Here is a 20,004-nt window from a genome sequence, read left to right as displayed (position 1 = left end):
TAAAGACAGAAGAAAAAGCAATAGAATTATATGGTACTAATTGGAATAAACTAGTTCATGACTTACCAGATGAATTGTTTGGGGATTATGTATTAGGAGATGATATTGAATAATCCCGCCTCTATATAATTTATAATTGTTGCGGAATCCCGCTTCGCGGGATAGATTAATTGATTAATTAACGAATATATATAATTTAAAATAAATAAATAAATAATAAATAATTAATTCAGCTGATAGCTAATTTATCCCGCTAAAAGCGGGACAAGCTAAGAGCTGAAAGCTAAATTTATGAAAACAAAAAACATCTTAAAAAACATTTCATTTGCAGTACTAGTAATACTAATTACATTTAGTATTACAAAGGCAGGAGATCTATTTCCGAGTGGTACAAGTATATTACCAACATTCTATACACTAGGAGATGTATATAATAAGCTAATAGATAATACAACATCTGCAGATGAGGGAGATCACGATCTTACATTATCAGCCACACCAACATCTACATTTCATACACTAAAAGAAATATATGAAGCAATACCAACTATTGATGCAAATAAAATGCTTACAACTGCAGATTATATGGGTGTAACTGGAACAATAATAAGTAGAGGTGCAGTAACAATTACACCAAGCACAACAGCACAAACAATTACAGCAGGGTATCACAATGGAAGTGGAACTGTACTTGGAGACACAGACTTATCATCAAGCAATATTTTATCAGGTATAAATATATTTGGAGTAACAGGAACATCAAGTCCATCGCAACCACTAAAAACAGGTCAGACGCTTTGTTATGATCCAAGTGGTAGTACAGGGGATGAAATTTCTTGCGCTGGTACAGGTCAAGATGGTGCATATAGTGATGTAGTAGGTCAAGAAATGAGCTACACCACAACAACTAATACTGTACTAGATAATTCAACTGGTTTAATGTGGAAAAAATGTAGTGAAGGACTAAGTGGTGATAATTGTGAAACTGGTTCTGCTACAACACATACTTTTGCTCAGGCAATAGCTATTTGCGAAGATGATACAACTGACGGATACACTAATTGGAGACTACCAAATATAAGAGAGCTATTATCAATAGTAGATTATAGCAAAGTAAATCCAGCTATTGATACAACTATTTTTCCAGAAACAGTCAGTGGCCACTATTGGTCTTCTACTGCATCTCTTTTCAATCCCAACTTCGCTTGGAACGCCAGTGTCTATGTTGGCAGTACCGGCTTCGACAATAAGGGCACTAGCTTCTATGTTCGTTGCGTCCGATGAATCCCGTGAGATAGTCTTATTAATATAACCTTTTTTCGTTTAGATTCATATAGTATTAAAATAACAATACATTAAAATTTACATATCTCATGGGATTAATTCCCTTACCTCACCCTATGAATAGGGTGGGGGATTGGTTATTTGATTATTTTATTTATATAATTTTCAAAAAAGGTTGACTATGTCACCTTTTTTTCGTAATATGTGATTAATTTGAACAAAATATAAAAGGAGGTAACCATGGAAAAGGTTATCATTTTATCGCTTGACCGCTTTTCAAGGATAAGTTCTCTCATATTCACGATGAAGGAAATTATTTCAATTCCTGGCGTAAAAGACCTCATTGCCTATATCAAGGTAAATGACGCTCTTCATAGTGAGGGTGGAAGCAGTCTACTCGGTAAGACAATATCCGCTCTTGACCAAAATGGTATGCAAGATGTCAAGATTTTTTTGGATTTGAAGTTGGCAGACACTGTCGGTACTATCAAAAATACCTTGGCTCACTATGTTCTTTTTGGATCCAGGATAGGTATTGTTACCATAAGCACCTCTTGTAGTGTTGATGGTATTTGTATGGCAAAAAAAATGCTTCCTGACGCTAAAATAGTCTTAGTGTCGCTTCTTACTGATATCAGTGAGGAGGAATGTAAATTTCGTTATAATGACAGTCCCGGAGTAAAGATTGTTACTGATCTTTTTGATATTATCGGATGGTGTAAACAAAAAGATAAGTACATTTCATTACCATTTGATGGAGTTGTTTGCTCCCCGTTCGAGGTAAATTTTGTCAAAAAATCTTTGAACGATGCCAGTATTCTAAGTCCAAAATTTATCGTTCCAGGAATTCGTGACGAGTGGATGGTAAGCAATGGTGATGCCGGACAACAACAGCGCTATACTGGTGTCTACGATGCACTTCTAAATGGCGCTGATTTTGTGGTAATGGGTGCTCAATTGACAAAAGGTAATCCTGAAAAAGGAATTACTGCAGAAAAAAGCATCCGTATGACTATTGAAAAAGTTCAGAGATACTTTTCTGAACACAATATGCAACACGAATAGGAGAAGAACGATGAATGATGTACAAGAAATACTTTCAAAGGCTAATGCTATTTTGCAGGGTCATTTCAGACTCAATTCAGGAAGGCATAGTGAGTGGTATGTGAATAAAGATGCTTTGATAATGACAGATACTGAGCTGAAGAAGCTAATTGATATTATAGTTCACAAATTTTCATCTCTTGGATTTTGTAATTTTGATATCATTGCTGGGCCAGCTATGGGCGGTGCTATACTTGCCAAGGTATTAGCTATGGCTTTTTCCAAAAACTCGGGGATAGAAATATTTTCTGTTTATACAGAAAAAGATAGTGATAGCATGGCCTTAAAAAGAGGCTATGAAAAAGCAGTTATTGGTAAAAAAATCTTTGTTATAGAAGATATTATTACCACCGGTAGTTCTGTCTCAAAGACAATAGATGCTATTCGAAAAGCAAATGGAAATGTGGTTTGTGTCTGTTGTATAGCAGATAGAAGTCATGGTAAAGTGACCGCAGAGACACTCGGTGTTCCTCAATTTGTATCTCTATGTGAGATAGATATTGAAACTTGGGAAGAGAAGAGTTGTCCATTTTGTGCTCAAGGAATTCCAATAGACAACAATATTGGTCACGGAAAAAAATAATAATCAAAAAACAAATAAATAAACAAAAGAACGTTTGGAGGAACGTTCTTTTTTCTTATAAATTTTAATTTTATACACAATTGGTCTGTTGGTCTGTCTTTTGATAATCTGTTATAATAAAAATATAAAAATAAATAATTTTTACTATTATGAAATCAAATAAATTTATAAATTTAATAATTTTGAGCTTTATATTTTTGATTGTTTTAATTATTCCAATTTCAAAAATATTTTCTCAGGAATATGATCCAGATTTTAAGAAAGAAGAACTTATTTCCGATTTTCAGATGTTTGATTATACTTCTATGAGTCAATCTCAGGTTCAGCAATTTTTGGAAAGCAAAAATTCTTATCTTGCAACTTATAATGTAGAAGACTATCAAGGGATAGTAAAACCAGCATCACAAATTATATATGAAGCATCACAACAATATAAAGTAAATCCAAAGTATGTCATAGTAATGCTTCAAAAAGAACAAGGTCTCATACAAATGGAAAATCCGACTCAAAAAAGATTGGATTGGGCCTGTGGATATGCAGTGTGTGATGGCTGTAGTTTGAGTGATCCAAAAGTTTTAAAATTCAAAGGTTTTGGAAAACAGGTTGATAATGCCGCTGGAGCTATGAAATTTTATACTGATAAAGCATCAACTTATGAATTTATAAAAAAAGCTGGAAAATCTTATGAAATAAATGGAGAAATAGTAATTCCAAAAAATCAAGCAACAGCAAATTTGTATACTTATACTCCACATATTGCAGGAAATTATACTTTTTGGAGAGTATGGCAGAGATATTTTGGTGATCCAAATATAACAAAAAGAGATGGTAATGCTAGTATATCTACTGATTATATGGTACAACTTATAAACTCTAGCGGTAGTGAGTTGAATATAAAAGAGGGTGATAAATCTGTGGTGTGGGTAGAATACTTGAATATTGGTACAAAAGAATGGATAAATAGTGATTTAAAAAATTTGTATTTGGTAGATGCAAAATATAAATCATCTATTCCTATGATTTCAAAAACGAGTACATATAGTGTAGATGATGAAATGAAGAAAAATATAAAAGTATATTCACAGAGAGCTAGTGTAAAACCAGGAGAAGTCCTTAGAGTGTCAATTCCTATTGATGCAAATTATGATAAGACGGAGTCTGGTTCATATATGCTTGTACTTGGAAACAAGGGCTGGTTTGCTGATAGTGATATAAATTATAATATAATAAGAACATTTCGTTATGATGCACAATATTTGGATGGTTTGCCAGACATAGCTGAAGCAGGAGAGAATAATACATTTATTATAAAATATAAAAATGTAGGTCTAATGCCATGGTACAAAACAGATACAAAGCTTCAGTGGATTTCATCTTCTAAGACGAATTATGCAATATTAAATCAGACTAGAGTTATGCCAGGGGAAATTGGTAGTTTTACAATAACAAGTAAAATAAATGATATTGGTGAACATGCCTATGAGCTGAGTTTGTGGAAGCAAATAAACGCTTCAAAGATGAACAAATTTCCTACCGGTGATATAAAAACAAATACAAATATTTCTGTTAGTTATGCTGCAAAATTATTGTATGAAAGTGTTCCAACGGAGATGAGTGCAGGACAAGAAAAAATAGTAAAAATAAAAGTAAGAAATGTTGGATCTAAATCCTGGGATGATAATTTGGTTTTGAGATCTTATAGTAAGATAAGTCCTTTTTCCGCAAGTTCTTTTTTTGGAAGTGATTGGATATCTAATATGGCAATATCAAAAGTTAACAAGGTTGTAAAACCTGGTGATGTTTATATGTTTACTTTCAACATCAAAGCACCAAAAATACTAGGTACATACAAACAGTATTATCAGTTAGAGTGGGGCTCAAAGTATGAAGAGATTTATATTGATAGTGTCAAGACAAAAGTTTTTGAAACAAAAGTAATAAAATAACTTTTATATATTTAATTCACACAGTCTAAAAGACTAAACAAGGAACTTATAGAAAAATATGTTTAATATTTATTTTAGAACAATAAAGGGCAAGGAATTTAGAAAAATAAATGAACTTCGTGATGGGGCTTGGATAAATATTGAAAATGCAACAGAAGAAGATTTGAAAAAAGTTGCTGAAATTACAAATTTGGATTATATAGATTTGGAAGATTCACTTGATCCATACGAACTTTCTCGTATTGAACGTCAAGACAATAATATTATCATATTTGTTAGAAATCCTCTTAGCAAAGGGCTTGAAGAAGAATTTTTGCATACCCAAACTTTGACAATTATTTTGACAGAGAAATATTTTATTACAATATCTATTTCTAAAAATTCTATAATTGAATCACTTATTACGAAAGATTGTTTAAATATTGAGCTTGGTACTACCCAAAGAGGAAAACTTTTGTTTTATATATTACTTAGAATTTCAAAAAGTTTTACTAGACAAATAAAAAAGACAAAAAATAATGTTTTAGCTCAAAAAAAACACATTGCAAAGATAGAAAATTCAGATATTATAAAGCTTATTGAAAATGAAGAAATTCTAAATCAGTATTTGTCAGCACTTTCTCCTATGCGAGCAGTTTTCAAAGATATTGCAACGGGAAAATATATTCAGCTTTATGAATATGACCAAGATATTTTTGAAGATGTGGTAATTAGTATAAAGCAGAGTGCTGAGCTATGTGAAATGAGTATAAAAAGTATTCAGAGTTTGCGAGATTCATATCAGATAATTTTTACAAACAGATTAAACAAAGTAATAAAATTTTTGACATCATTTACTATTATAATGACAGTACCAACAATAGTTGCAAGTGTATACGGAATGAATATAAATTTACCATTATCTCATGAACCTTTGGCTTTTTGGTATGTAATGATTATAATTTTTGGTCTTTCTATTATTCTGACATATATATTTGCAAGAAGAAAATGGCTTTAAATGGGGCTATTTTTTATTTTACTTGACATATTCATATTAATATTGTAATATAAATATATGAATAAAATGAATAAAAATTTAAAAAATTTAGACTCAGACAAAGATGGTTTGAGTGATTTTGATGAGATTAATATTTATAAAACAGATCCAAATAATAAAGATACAGATGGTGATGGTATAGATGATTATACGGAAATAAAATTAGGAATGAATCCTCTTATCAAAGATTATTTTATTCCAAGTAAATATAATAATTATAGACCAAAGGCTCTTCGTCCCCAGAGATTATTTTTTTATGGACTTAGTGTTTTGATTGTAAAAGTAATAGTTATTTTAACTGCACTATCAATGCCTCTTGTGGCATTTTTTAGTCCAGATTACGTTACTCAAGAGAGTAATAAAGTAATTGTTTATGTAAATGAAATAAGAGCAGAATTAGGATTAATGTCCCTTAGGGCAAATGAAAAGCTTATGCAGTCTGCAATGTGGAAGGCAGAGGATATGGCTGTTAAAGGATATTTTGCTCATGTAAATCCTGAAAATATAAAATTACTTGATTGGTTAAAAAAATCTAATTATAATTTTCATTTTGGTGGTGAAAATTTGGCTATGGGATTTTCAACAGCAGAAGAAGCTATTAGTGCATGGAAACAGAGTCCAAGTCATTACAATAATATAATTGATCCAGATTTTAGTGAAACAGGAGTTGGTATTTCTGTGGGAAATTATAATAATTATGAAACAACTTTTATAGCTCAACATTTTGCCTCCCCAAAAGTTAAAATAAATAATGAATTAGATACTGAAAAAGATGTAGTAATAGAATCAATTAAAGATATAGAGCTTACACAGGAGCTTGAAAGTGCAAAACCATACGTAGAAAATGTAATTGATAATAGACAAAATTTAAGTATAATAGAGAAAAATGATGTAAATCAAATTTCGTCAACAATAGATGTTTTATCTGCAAAGGAGGTAAATATAGAAAAAGATCCCATTATTTCAAAAAATGATGTAAGTGACAACGTATCTACAACAGAAGACATTATTTATGATAATATTGCCCCCGTAATAATAGATAGTGAGAATACAAAACTTTTGATAAAAGAAAATATAAATAAAGAATTTGTAATAATGGCAGATATATATCTTAGTGATGATACAAAAAATGCAGAACTTACTTTGAGGGATTATAAGATAAATTTAGTTCAAGATGATGATAATAAAACAAAGTGGTCAGGTCACTTGCTTGTAAACGATGAAAGTATTTTTGATCCAGTGGTTTCAATAACACTTAGAGCTATTGATTTCTCTGGAAATCAACTTTTGACGGATATTGACTGGAATAGCATTATTCCGATAGAGAAATCAATATCAGATGAGTATAGTTTTGTAAAATCTCAAAAAAATACTCCAATCAATACATTGTTTAATTGGAGCATGAATTATTATAAATTTATTTTGATATTAGTAACGATACTATTGCTTGTAAATATATTTGTAGAAATAAAGAAACAGCGTTTTGATATCATAGCCTCTGCTGTGTTTTTGATACTGTTTATAATTCTTTTGATTTTGTATTAAAATAAATGTTTATGTTAAATTATTGACATAAAATTTTTTATGTGGTATTGTGATATTTAATTTATAATATTTTTTTATTTACAAAATAGTGTATAATTGGTATAATAAATTATTAAACACAAACTCTTGAAATGTTATTTGCTTATAATTTGCCTATTATTGGTATAATTGTGAGGGAATATTTTATATATTTTTAGAAAAATCAATTTAAAATCTATGAAATACTTATTTAGAAAAAGAAATTTAATTATTTTAATAGTTTCTATTTTTTTTGTAAACATCTTTTTTATTACAAACAAGATATTTGCAGATGAAACTATTACAATTACTAAAGACGCAAGAACTTATGTAAACTCTGTAAATTTTGATGAAGATGATAATGATGGACCATTTTGGTCAAATCAAGAAGGACAAATCATATATAGTCCTTATAATGATGCCACTTCAAACCTTGAATATGCGATGGTAACTTTGAATCCTGGTGAAAGAAGTAAATATATTAGAGGAATAAATTATGGTTTTGAAGTTCCAATGGGATCAACAATCAATAATATACAAGCCACAATACGTTGTATGGCAATAGATTCCTCTATAAGGGAGGATGTAATAACATTGGTTGATCAAGATGGTCAGCCCGTAGGAGATGATGATAAGGAAGGTGTAGGTAATTGGCCAATTGGTCAGTATGAAGATATTGAATCTCAATATATTGGGTATGAAAATTTAGTTTATGGAGATCAAAACGATACTTGGGGTATAACAGATTGGACTGCAGAGGAAATAAATAATAATAATTTTGGTGTCATGCTTTCTGTAAAGAATTTTGGTCAATATGTGGGTACAGCTATGATTGATAATATTCAGACAGCCATTACATATACTACAGATACAACACCACCAGAGATTTCAGAAATAACCCCAGTGATAAATCCAACAAATAAAAATAATCCAAGCTATACTTTTTTTAGTAGTGAGAAGGGGTTAATAGAATATTTTGGAAATTGCAAGGCAAGAAGAAGAGGTGTTCTTCCTGGAGAAAATATAATTGAGTTACAAGCCTTAAATTCTACAGTTTTTAATTCACTTCCATTACAGGATGGTGAGTATAATGATTGTAGAATAATAGTAACTGATGCTGCTGGAAATGAGTCCAACGAATTGATCATAAGCTCTTTTTTAATAGATACAATTAAACCCGTCTTTGAAATAGTCAATGATTTAACTACAGAAGCTACAAATGCGTTAGGTGCAAATATGAATTATTCTCCAATAGCAACTGACACTGTTGATATTGATGTTCAGGTAGCATGTACTCCTAATTCAAGTTCTATATTTGCTCTAGGAGATACAATGGTAAATTGTATTGCAACTGATGACGCAGGAAATCAAGCGACAACTTCTTTTAAAGTTTCTATTTTAGATACAACGTCACCAACTATTGAATTGATTGGTTCCAATTCAATACAAGTATATAAGGGTGATAGTTATTATGATGCTGGGGCTATGGCTACTGATTTAGTAGATGGAGATTTAACGGAAAATATGGAATTAACAAATACTGTAGATATAAATACTGTTGGAACATATAGCGTTATATACGTTGTAAGTGATACTAAAGGTAATACTAGTACTTCCACAAGAACAGTAAATGTTGTAAATAGACCAAGTAGTGGAGGAAGTGGATCATCCTCATCTGGAGGTACTGTATCTGGTCAAGTTTTGGGAGAAAAAATAGAGGATATAGAAGAGGAAATAGTTCCAATTCAAGAAGTAGAAGAAGTAGAGGAAATAGTTCCAATCAAAGAAGTGTTAGGTGAAAAAATAGTAAATATAGATATGGATTTATCAAAAAGATTAAGCGGAAGACTCCTTCTTCAAGTTGAAGATGGGGGAAGAATATGGTATGTAAGTCCTACTGATTATAAAAGACATGAAATCAAATTTGCAAATGCGTTATTGGTTTTCCAAAAATTATCTCTTGGTATAACTAATAAAGATCTTGAAAATATTCCATTACCAGATACAAAGGTCAAAATTAGTGAAATAGCAAAAAGATTAAGCGGAAGACTTCTTCTTCAAGTTGAAGATGGGGGAAGAATATGGTATGTAAGTCCTACTGATTATAAGAGATATGAAGCCACTTGGAGTAATTTAATGAGTTTGTTTCAAAAATTATCCTTAGGAATTAATAATGAAAATTTAGAAAAAATAGAAATAGGAAACTTAGAATAACAAGCAAATTTTATATTAAAAAGTAATCGGGTTGAACTCGATCGCTTTTTGTTTTATGATTGTAATACCATAGATTAAACGTGGTGGGGTGGCTGAGTTGGTTGAAGGCGCTGCTCTCGAAAAGCAGTATTCGTGTCAAAACGGATCCAGAGTTCGAATCTCTGCCCCACCGCCAACACTTTTTATTTATTTGTATGTAGATATAAAAGTATGGTTGGTGTAAGCAAATAAATTTGAAACAGTATTTATTTTATGAGCAAAACAAAAAAAAGAACATTTATAATATTTATTATAATTTTATTAATAGTAATCATCTTCTTTGTTTGGAAAATATTTTTTAAAAAATCTACTGAAACATCTTGTACGATGGAATCAAAAGTTTGTTTAGATGGATCATATGTTGGTCGTACAGGATCAAATTGTGAATTTGCAAAATGTCCAATAGAAGACGTTGTATTATCTGGTTTTTCAAATGATCAAATTGAAAAAGCTGTTGTTGATTATATTTTGACTCAGGAGTATTTTAGCTGGAAAACTATAGACGATAGTTTTAATTTTTGTGTTATAGATAATCTTGATTTTGAAAATGAAATTTTTCCATTGTATTTGTGGGTTTATTGTGGTGGATATATTTTAGAAAATGATGAATTAAAAAATTTAAGTGGATTTTCTGGACCTGTAAAAATAAATTATCCAAATGAACTATCTTTTTATGATTTTAGAAGGTTTTCTTATGAAGCTCCAAGAGATGGATCTCTATATATAGAAGACATCAAAGATATGTTTCCAGAGAATATACAGCAAAAGATTTTAAATTATGATGCAAGTATAATTATAAAAAAAACTGAAAATATCGCACATTCTAATATTTTGTTATGGGAGAAGATAAAGAAAGCTATCTATAATTGTGAAATTGAGCAGGTTTTTCAGGCACACAATAGAGATATTTTGGTGAAGTTTAAAAATGGAATTGAGTTAAAAGCGATTGAGCCAAAACTCGATGAAATTATAAAAATTGCCCTTGATGCAGCTTCAAAATGTGGCAAGATTATTATGTCAACGGAATAATCTTATAGTGTATTTATAAAAATTAATTTAATTATTTATATTTTATAGAATAATTTAAAACATGAAAAATATAATCCAAAACGTTATTAAAGATGCAGAGCTTTTGAAAGACAAATATACTGACTTAAAAAATATTCCTGTTAATTATGTTTGTATTTTTTGTCAGTCAGAGAAAGAAGAAATTGATTTTTTAGCAGAAGCTTGTAAAATTGGAGAAATAATAAAAGAAACATCAACTGGTCCAATATTTAAAATATCAATAGATACTGTAGCTGGAAAATTGCAATTATTAAAAATTAGAAAACCAGATATAGAAAGACCAGAGCGCGGAGATGCTGATTTTACAGTTTCTGATTATAAACCTTTCAAAGAAAAATATTTAGAAAAACCAGGATTTTCACTTATTAAAAGAGAAAATTTTGAAATGATAGAATTGTATGAAAAGGGAAATAATGTAAGAGTGTATTTTTCTTTTCCACCGTTAGATAAACAATTAAATTTAATATTTCCTGCAAAGTGGAATAAATAAAAAATATGGAAAAATATAAGTCAGAACTAGGAGTTCAATCAAATGAAAATATAAAGCCTCTTTATCGTGGCGTCTGGGCAGATGATTTAGCAAATAATCAAGAGTTACCTGTGGGTGGTTCTATGTTTAGTAAAGAGCTTACTACAAAGTTGAAACTAGACTTTGAATTTTTTGATATATATTTAGAAGGTTTTACAGAGGAAAATATAAAATCAGTTTATGAAAAAAATAAAAGTGCTGTTATTGATTGGCTTAAGAGTATTCCATCCGATATTGATCCATATACTTATTTTGTTTGCTATCAAGTACAGAATAGAATTTCTAATCTTTTGAAAATTAATTTAGATAATTCAGATGATTTATCCCAAAGACAAAAAATTTATAGAGAAAAAGGAACTCCAAAATTATCAGAATTAGTGGGAAATACGGAGTGTGCTGAAAGAGCTGTTTTGGGAAAATATCTATTTCAAAAAGCAGGCATAAAATCTTCATATATAAGTGGTATTACAATGCTTGATGCAAAAGATGAAGACGAGTATCCTGAAAATCATAGCTTTATAGTATTTGATAATCCAAATAAAGATAAATCTACTTTTATATTTGATATTGCAAGACCACGTAGTAAAGCTCAAAATATTCCCAGAGTTTTGGAGACCGATGTAGAATTCAATTATGATTTATTAAAAAATAAAGAAGATGTCCTTGTTGCCTCTACAGAGGTCTTACAAGGTGGTAGAATGTATTTTGGAGTTGGTGAACCTGTTGCCGGGTATCATAATGTAATTGAAAAAAGTAATTAATTTTAAATTTATGAAAATTTGTAGTGCATGTTTATTGGGAATCAAATGTAGGTATGATGGAAAAGATAATACAAATGAAAAAGTATTAAAACTTTCTAAAAAAGAAATATTAATTCCAATTTGCCCAGAACAACTTGGTGGACAATCTACTCCTCGAGAGGATGCAGAAATATATAGCGGAGATGGTTTTGATGTTTTGAAAAATAATGCAAAAGTCCTCGAATCAAATGGAAATGATGTAACTAGAAACTTTGTAAATGGCGCAGAAGAAGTACTAAAAATTGCGAAATTGTTTAATATAAATGAAGCAATACTAAAACAAAAAAGCCCATCTTGTGGATGTGGAAAAATTTATGACGGAACTTTTAGCAAAAATTTGATTAAAGGTGACGGAGTGACATGTGCACTACTAAAGGAAAATGGAATAAATGTAATTTCTGAAGATGATTTGTAATTAATAAAGAATTTATTATGCTAAAAATATATTTGACTAGGCATGGTCAAGACAAAGATAATGCAAATGGAATATTGAATGGTAGAAGAAATGAAGATCTCACTGAAATTGGAATAAATCAAGCAAAAGAATTGGTAGGGAAAATAAAAACTTTAAATATTCATTTTGATTTTGTGTATAGCTCACCACTTATAAGAACATATCACACTGCAGAAATAATTTGTGAAGATTTGAAATTGGATAATTCTATAAAATTGGATGAACTTATTGAGCGGGATTTTGGTATTATGACAGGAAATAAAGTTTCTGATATAGAAAAACTTTGCGCCCCAGATATTATAAAATCAAAAAGAATTGTATATTTTCTGTATGTTCCAAAATGTGAGAGTTTTGAAGAATTGCAAATTAGAGCAAACAAGTTTCTGGATTTTATAAAAAATAAACATAAGAATGGAAATATACTTCTTGTTACTCATGGAGATTTTGGAAAGATGCTATATGCTTGTTATTATAATTTGAAATGGGAAGATGTGTTTGTAAATTTTGAATTTGGAAATAGTGAATTGTTGTTACTATCAGAAAATTCTAAACCAGAGGATACTCATATTTTTGAGATAGATCAATATAATGTTTGATATATGATAATTTATTCTTTTAAATAGGCAAGAAGTCCTTTTAGATGCTTTTCATCGATTTCAGAAATTTTGTATTCTCTACGAAGTTTCATTATTATATTGTAAAATTCCATATAAGATATTCCACCACCTCCGGAATATTTTTTTAGTTCGGTATATATTATGTCTTTTTCTTTTTCAGTGAGAGATTCTATTCTAAAAAGTTCCTTTTTTAATTCCTCAAGAGTATATTGTTTCATATGACTTTTTTAATAATTATATTCTTAGTATAACAAAAGATTTATAAAAATGAAAAGAACCCCGCATAAGCATACGGGGTTCCTAAGTATAGCGTAGATTCAATCTTGTTCTTATTGGTTATTTGAGTTCCAATTATGGTTTAGTTTAGATCTGGTAACTTTATAAGTTGTTTTACAAAACGAAGTTTGGAAACTTTTAATGCCCAGAACGTAGTTCTGTTGGGACTTTTATCAAAAAACTCCTAACGCGAATCTGCATCTCAGTTATTATTATGCTATTTTTTCATGTACCTCCTTTGTTAATTTGATTTGTGTTTTGGCTTGAGCCTTCCTCATTTGAGGATTTTGATAACGACGGCTTTCGACGAAGATAATTTAATTATACATTTTTATAATATTTGGAGCAATAAAAAAATATTATTATATAAAAATTAGGTTAATATTAATATTTTATGCATTTTTGTCTTATGTGTTATAATAGTTCTACTATGGTAGATATAGATTTCAAAAAAGAATTAAATGAAGAGCAATACAAAGTTGTAAGCTGTGAAAAAGGGCCTTGTTTGGTTCTGGCTGGTGCTGGAAGTGGAAAAACTAGAACTCTCGTCTATCGTGTAGCTTGGTTACTTTCAAAAGGAATTAATCCAGAGAAAATATTGCTTGTGACTTTTACAAACAAAGCTGCAAATGAAATGCTTGAGAGAGTAAAAAATCTTTTGTCATGGCATTCTAAGAATATTCCTATTTGGGGCGGAACATTTCATTCACTTGCAAATAGATTACTTAGAATTTATGGAGACTCTATTGGAATAAAAAAAGACTTTACCATTATAGATGCAGATGATAGCAAAACTTTGATAAAAAATATTTCAAAAGATTTTTTTCCGGAAGCTTCAAAGAAAAAAAATCCTTCCCCAGCTCTTGTAAGAGAAATAATAAGTTTTTCAATAAATTCAAATAATAGTATTGGAGAATGTCTAGAATTGAAATTTCCAGAGTGGCGTGAATTATTAGATAATTTTATAGACATTGAAGCAGAGTATCAAAAGAGAAAAAAAAGATCAAATCTTTTGGATTTTGATGATTTACTTTTTTATTTTGAAAAGCTTAGTTCTAAAAAAGATTTACAAGAAATTTTTTCAAAAAAATGGGATCATGTCTTAGTAGATGAGTATCAGGATACAAATTATTTACAAGCAAAAATAATTCATAATATCTCAAGGCGTCATCAAAATGTTATAGCCGTTGGAGATGATGCGCAAAGCATTTATTCTTTTCGTGCTGCTGATATAAAAAATATTTTGGATTTTCCAAAAGTTTTTGAAAATTGTAAAATATATAAATTGGAAACAAACTATAGATCTACAACTGAAATAGTAAATTTAGCAAACAAAATAATAAAAGATAATGATTATCAATTTTCAAAAAATTTGAAATCTGTTTGCGGCAGTTATATAAAACCAGAATTATTAGCTCTAAGAGATAATAGAGAAGAAGCAAGAACTATAGTAGATAAGATAAGAGATTTTTTAGACGATGGAATGAATACAAAAGAAATTGTAGTTTTGTTTCGCGCAGGTCATCAATCACAAACGCTAGAAATGGAGCTTAATAAATGTGGAATAGCTTATGAGATGAGAGGTGGGCTTAGATTTTTTGAAAGAGCACATGTGAAGGATGTAATTTCAGTCCTTAGAATAATAAATAATTTCAAAGATGAGATCTCTTGGTCTAGAGTTCTACAATTTTATGATGGAATAGGAAATGCAACTATAGAAAAAATTTATAATGAAATAAAGAATTTAGAAAATATAGATGATGTCTTTAATTTGAAAATAAATTTGTCTCAAAAAGCACAAGCTGGTATGTTAAATTTTTTGCACATTTTAAAAAAAGTATTAGAAGAAGAAAAGAAAAAAGATTTGTACAAATTGATTCGTATGGTTACAGAAAATTATTATTCTTATCTTATGGCAAAATATCCAGATTATAGACAGAGAGAAGAGGATCTAAATCAACTTGCAATATTTGCATCAAATTATGAAAGTTTGGAAAAATTTTTATCAGAAGTAGCACTTCAAGAAAGTTTTAATATGAAGAGTGAAAGAAATAAATATGAAGACAAAATAGTGCTAAGTACAGTTCATCAAGCAAAAGGATTGGAATGGGATGCAGTTTTTCTTATAAATCTTACAAATGATTCTTTTCCTCATTCACTTTGTACTACAAAAGATGAAATAGAAGAAGAGCGAAGATTGTTTTATGTTGCAATTACAAGAGCAAAAAGGCATCTTATTCTTACTTATCCAATGTCAGTTTTCAAGTACAATGAGCTCAAATCTATGGAGTCATCTGATTTTATAAAAGATTTAGATAATAAATTTTTGAATTTCAATGAATTTGCATACAACAAAAATTATCTCTCTAGTGGAGATATAAAATATGAATCTAATTTTAAAGATGGCTTTGAATATTTGCCAAGTGTAGATGATTATTAGTACAATGTCGGACGTGGTTCACTATTTTAACTCAATAACTTTTCCTTTTCCGCTCGAGTATATATCATATTTCAAATTTGTGTCTAAATTTTCTAAGTTTTTTGATATTTCAATATCGCAAAAATTATCTTTTGTAGAATATTCTACATTTTTTAGTAATTGTAAAATATAACCAATATTTTCAGTTTTTGGAATTATACTTACCTCAAATCCTATTTTGTATTCAGCATTATTTTTGTTAATTTTGTCTAAATTCCAAATTATCCTTTTATTCGTTTCACTGTATTGTAGATTTCCTTCAAGCACACTTTTGTTTCCAGTCCATGTGACATTTTCCGGGAGCTCAGCACTCATAGAAAAATTACTCAAATCATTTCCAAAGTTATCTACTTTCCAAAAGATCCAATATTTTGTAGGGATGCCAACTGCTGGAGGAAGAGGCCCAATTCCAAGTTGATCTCCTTTTTCACTATAATAATATGCCTTTGAAGATATATTCAAATTTGATAAAAACTTTATTTTTGAAGAATATGTTTTGTAATTTATAATTTCTGTATCTCTATAATATTCATTTTCTAATATTATATATGTTTCCTGGTTTACGTTCAGATTTTTTCTCAAGATATTTAATTCTATATCAATTTTTCCTATTTCATCCTTTTTTATGTAATTCTTAAATATTATTTCATTATTTTTTAGATAAAAATTATTGTTATCCAATATATTAATATTTTTTACAGATGAGTTAGTGTCAGAAATAATTTTTATTTTTGCATTTTTGATATCTATGTCTTCATGATTTGTATAATATATTTGAAATTTTGCTTTTTCAGAATCATTTATATGTGTTTGATCGGATTTTATATTTATTTCAAACTTTGGTTTTTGTATTTCTATAACTTTCTTTAATTCATTTTGTTTATAATCCTTATCTTTACTATAGGATATAAAATTTTCTAACAATAATTCTATACTATTTTCATTGTTTGTGAATAAATTCAAATTTATATTTATTTTTTCATTTGATTCAATTTTTTTTATTGTTATTATATTATTATTTATATTTATATCTGACTGTGAATAAATTTTAATAATACTCAAATCCTTACAAGTTAATTTTATTTTTACATTTTCAAAAGTATTTTCGCTTGTATTTTCTACCATTATTTGAGCATCAAAAGGAGTGTCCTTATAAATTTTTTCAGGTATATTTATATTAGTTTTTAATTTTGAATCCTTTATATTATAAATAAGTGAACTAATTGCACTTTGTGATATTCCTTGTTTTTTATAATTTAATCTAAATAATATTTTTTGTTGTGTATTTATTTCTCCTATTATAAGTCCAGAAATTTCTATTTTTCCATTTACTCCTTCCTCAATTTTCCCTATTTGAAAAGTGTTCGTATTTTTGTCAAAAATGTCATTTGGAATTACATTTGTTATTTTGAAATTTTCTGGAAGCATTACTTCTATATTTACATTTTCAATATCTTCTTTATTATTATTTTTGTATTTTAATTCAAATTTTTCTATACTTCCACTTACAATATCTTGATTTTCTGTATTTATATCAAGAATTATATTTCTTTTGTATTGATTTAGATAATACATGTTTATTAAGAGTGCAATTACAATTGTTGCAATTACTATAAATATTGCATCAGTTATTAGTTTTATTTTTTTTGATCTTCCAAGTATTTTGTATTTTTTGTTCAAAAAATTTATACAACATTTCTTTGCTGTGACTTTTTTTTCTTTATTTTCTATGTTTATATCATTCATATGTTTTTCCAGCTCAGCTGGATTTATTATAATTATTTGAAATATTAAAAACTAGTAGTCCCTACTAATATTTCATTTTTTTCATCATTATCTATATCATAAGACATTATCTGTATTTTTGTTATATCAGTAAAATCTCCGGCTACAAAATTATTCAACAATTTACCAGTATTATCAAATATTTTAATTTCTAATTTTTTATTTATAATTAGTCCTATAATTATTTCTGTTTTATTATCTTCATTTATATCACCGGTTGCAACACTTACTCCACCTCTAAAGTTTTTATCATAAGCAAAAAACTGACTTATTACTTCAAAGTTGGAATTAAATACTCTAATATGAGGACCGCCTCCTGGGCCGGCTCCAGTAATTATCTCTACATTTCCATCATTGTTTACATCACCGGTTGCAACACTTACTCCACCTCTAAAGTTTTTATCATAAGCAAAAAACTGACTTATTACTTCAAAGTTGGAATTAAATACTCTAATATGAGGACCGCCTCCTGGGCCGGCTCCAGTAATTATCTCTACATTTCCATCATTGTTTATATCGTTTGTTGTAAAAGATATTTCTTTTTTAAAACTTTCAGTGTATGGAAAAAAACTATTTATCAAGTTTCCAGTTTTGTAAACATCTATTTTTCCATTTTTACTTGTTAGTATTTCATTTTTTTTGTCTTTGTCTAAATCTGTTTCAAGTATTTTTATACTTCCTTCAAATCTAGCTTTGTATGAAAAAAATCCATTATATTTTTTACTTCCTATATTATCAAATACCCTTACAAAACTTCCATTTATATAAGTGTTATTTATAATTTTCTTATCAACTTTTAAAAGTATTATTCCATCATGTGCAGATATTTTTATATAATTTATTTTTGAGCCATCATTTATTTGTTTGTCTTGTGTGCCATTTATTTTTTCAAACGTTTCTCTATCAAAAATAAAAATTTTGTCTTCATTTGTAGAATTTACCAATACTATTCCATTTTCAAAATCTCTTCTCCACAGGCTATTTTTCAAAGTATTGTCATTTTCTAAAATATTATATGGTTCTGATTCTGATTTTCCAAGATTTACTTTGTATTCATCATACCACCAAGTTTGAGAGTGAGCTTTTTCTCCAGAGTCAAAAGAGAAATATCCATCACCAAGCAGAGTACTGGTAAGACCAAATCGCATTTTTTTGTAATTGTTCATATTTCCAGTATCATCTGTGTTTGAATTTACTATAAATATGTTTGGCAATTGTGCTTTTTCTGGATATTTATTAATATATTTTTCCATAAGACTTTCCCAATCGCCGTTGTTTTCCCATTTTGCTGGAAAACTTTCAAACATTCTACCATTTATATAATCATAATATTCTAAATTTGTAGCGGAGTTTCCAAGTATTATGGAGTTGTCTTTTTTTGTGGCTTTTAATATTTTTATAATTCCATTTTTCCAATTGTTATCTAAAAAATTTGGATCATCTTTTCTGTTGTCGTTGTTGCTATCTATATTTCCATTGTTTATCCAAGATACATTGTCCCACAAATTATCATAAAAAATTCCATCCCAAATATTGCTAGATAAAATTTTATTATTTATAAAATTAGAAAATGTATTATTCCAACTATTTTGTGAATTGTCAGCAATATTTAGAAGATTTGTTCCATCCCAAAAACTTAATTTTTGTTCATTTTGATCTTTTAAATAAAATCCAGAATTTATTTGTGATAATAGCTCACATCTTAGTGGTGTTTCTTTTTTACATTCGATATTTATTTCTTGTGGAGTGATATATGCAAGTATTATTATTTTAGGATTAATTTCTCTGATTTTTTTTATTTTTTCGGGACTATTTTGATTTTCTATGTCTAAAATTAATATATCCCATTTTGCGAGTTCTTTTATTTCATTTTCATTTATTGACCAGTTCAAAAAGTAATTTGCAATTTTGGGATATTCTTCTTTTACTTCTAGGGCTCTAGCCTTATTTGCATAGATAAGTAATGCATAAAATAAAACAACAAAGAATGTATATATTCCTGTTCTTAGATAATTTTCTCTTTTTTGTTGTTTTATTTCTTCCATTTTTTAATACTTGTTAACTCTAGATTATATTACAAATTATGTTTTTTGTCAATATTTTGTACAGTTAACACTAATAGGTAACACTTGGTATACTTAGGGGTAACACTGTTAACTAATAAACAAATATATGCCTTTAAAACCAAGTTATCCAAAAGAAAAGCGAGTTTTATGGTATTTAGGAG

The 20,004-nt window shown here is 28.7% G+C and carries 16 protein-coding genes and 1 tRNA gene; 14 read left to right on the top strand and 3 right to left on the bottom strand.

The annotated features are described in order from the left end of the window. The first annotated feature begins 291 nt into the window (after nucleotides 1-291). The 13 genes from PHZ07_05080 to PHZ07_05020 all read left to right on the top strand — a co-directional run bounded on the left by PHZ07_05080 (nucleotide 292) and on the right by PHZ07_05020 (nucleotide 13,216). On the top strand, nucleotides 292-1,284 hold the full coding sequence (locus PHZ07_05080; protein ID MDD3284938.1) for a DUF1566 domain-containing protein: 993 nt from the start codon (nucleotides 292-294) through the stop codon (nucleotides 1,282-1,284). Nucleotides 1,285-1,587: 303 nt separating this feature from the next. Continuing rightward, nucleotides 1,588-2,349 (top strand): orotidine 5'-phosphate decarboxylase, encoded by a 762-nt coding sequence (locus tag PHZ07_05075; protein ID MDD3284937.1) that lies wholly within the window; start codon nucleotides 1,588-1,590, stop codon nucleotides 2,347-2,349. Between the two features lie 10 nt (nucleotides 2,350-2,359). Next, nucleotides 2,360-2,971, top strand: coding sequence for a phosphoribosyltransferase family protein (locus tag PHZ07_05070; protein ID MDD3284936.1), 612 nt, complete (start codon nucleotides 2,360-2,362; stop codon nucleotides 2,969-2,971). A gap of 149 nt (nucleotides 2,972-3,120) precedes the next feature. Continuing rightward, a complete protein-coding gene (locus tag PHZ07_05065; GenBank protein MDD3284935.1) occupies nucleotides 3,121-4,917 on the top strand; it encodes a hypothetical protein in 1,797 nt (598 codons plus the stop codon). A 58-nt stretch (nucleotides 4,918-4,975) separates the two neighbouring features. Beyond that, the gene (locus tag PHZ07_05060; GenBank protein MDD3284934.1) at nucleotides 4,976-5,914 is read left to right on the top strand and encodes a magnesium transporter CorA family protein; all 939 of its coding nucleotides are present in this window, start codon (nucleotides 4,976-4,978) and stop codon (nucleotides 5,912-5,914) included. Between the two features lie 57 nt (nucleotides 5,915-5,971). Then, complete coding sequence (locus PHZ07_05055; protein ID MDD3284933.1) at nucleotides 5,972-7,498, top strand: CAP domain-containing protein; 1,527 nt, start codon at nucleotides 5,972-5,974, stop codon at nucleotides 7,496-7,498. A gap of 216 nt (nucleotides 7,499-7,714) precedes the next feature. Further along, nucleotides 7,715-9,730: a DUF5011 domain-containing protein gene (locus PHZ07_05050; protein MDD3284932.1), complete on the top strand. Its 2,016-nt coding sequence runs from the start codon at nucleotides 7,715-7,717 to the stop codon at nucleotides 9,728-9,730. Between the two features lie 82 nt (nucleotides 9,731-9,812). Next, nucleotides 9,813-9,905: transfer RNA gene (locus tag PHZ07_05045), tRNA-Ser, on the top strand. Nucleotides 9,906-9,982: 77 nt separating this feature from the next. Next, nucleotides 9,983-10,798, top strand: a complete 816-nt coding sequence (locus PHZ07_05040) for a hypothetical protein (GenBank protein ID MDD3284931.1) — start codon at nucleotides 9,983-9,985, stop codon at nucleotides 10,796-10,798. Between the two features lie 61 nt (nucleotides 10,799-10,859). Beyond that, complete coding sequence (locus PHZ07_05035) at nucleotides 10,860-11,327, top strand: hypothetical protein (GenBank protein ID MDD3284930.1); 468 nt, start codon at nucleotides 10,860-10,862, stop codon at nucleotides 11,325-11,327. A 5-nt stretch (nucleotides 11,328-11,332) separates the two neighbouring features. Next, nucleotides 11,333-12,127, top strand: coding sequence for a hypothetical protein (locus PHZ07_05030; GenBank protein ID MDD3284929.1), 795 nt, complete (start codon nucleotides 11,333-11,335; stop codon nucleotides 12,125-12,127). A 10-nt stretch (nucleotides 12,128-12,137) separates the two neighbouring features. Continuing rightward, on the top strand, nucleotides 12,138-12,581 hold the full coding sequence (locus PHZ07_05025; protein ID MDD3284928.1) for a DUF523 domain-containing protein: 444 nt from the start codon (nucleotides 12,138-12,140) through the stop codon (nucleotides 12,579-12,581). Nucleotides 12,582-12,598: 17 nt separating this feature from the next. After that, nucleotides 12,599-13,216, top strand: a complete 618-nt coding sequence (locus PHZ07_05020) for a histidine phosphatase family protein (protein MDD3284927.1) — start codon at nucleotides 12,599-12,601, stop codon at nucleotides 13,214-13,216. Nucleotides 13,217-13,227: 11 nt separating this feature from the next. Here the strand turns inward: PHZ07_05020 and PHZ07_05015 are convergent, their stop codons facing one another. Continuing rightward, on the bottom strand, nucleotides 13,228-13,455 hold the full coding sequence (locus PHZ07_05015; protein ID MDD3284926.1) for a hypothetical protein: 228 nt from the start codon (nucleotides 13,453-13,455) through the stop codon (nucleotides 13,228-13,230). Nucleotides 13,456-13,907: 452 nt separating this feature from the next. Here PHZ07_05015 and PHZ07_05010 point away from each other — a divergent pair, with 452 nt between their 5' ends. Further along, nucleotides 13,908-15,953 (top strand): ATP-dependent helicase, encoded by a 2,046-nt coding sequence (locus PHZ07_05010; GenBank protein MDD3284925.1) that lies wholly within the window; start codon nucleotides 13,908-13,910, stop codon nucleotides 15,951-15,953. 21 nt (nucleotides 15,954-15,974) lie between these two features. Here the strand turns inward: PHZ07_05010 and PHZ07_05005 are convergent, their stop codons facing one another. Then, complete coding sequence (locus PHZ07_05005) at nucleotides 15,975-17,738, bottom strand: hypothetical protein (GenBank protein MDD3284924.1); 1,764 nt, start codon at nucleotides 17,736-17,738, stop codon at nucleotides 15,975-15,977. Nucleotides 17,739-17,782: 44 nt separating this feature from the next. Next, nucleotides 17,783-19,822, bottom strand: coding sequence for a putative glycoside hydrolase (locus tag PHZ07_05000; GenBank protein MDD3284923.1), 2,040 nt, complete (start codon nucleotides 19,820-19,822; stop codon nucleotides 17,783-17,785). Nucleotides 19,823-20,004: the final 182 nt, after the last annotated feature.

It is taken from the genome of Patescibacteria group bacterium (assembly GCA_028692545.1).
Lineage (GTDB): Bacteria > Patescibacteriota > Patescibacteriia > UBA1558 > S5-K13 > STD2-204.
Note: the sequence above shows the minus strand (reverse complement) of the source record. Positions and strands in the feature narration are given on the sequence as shown.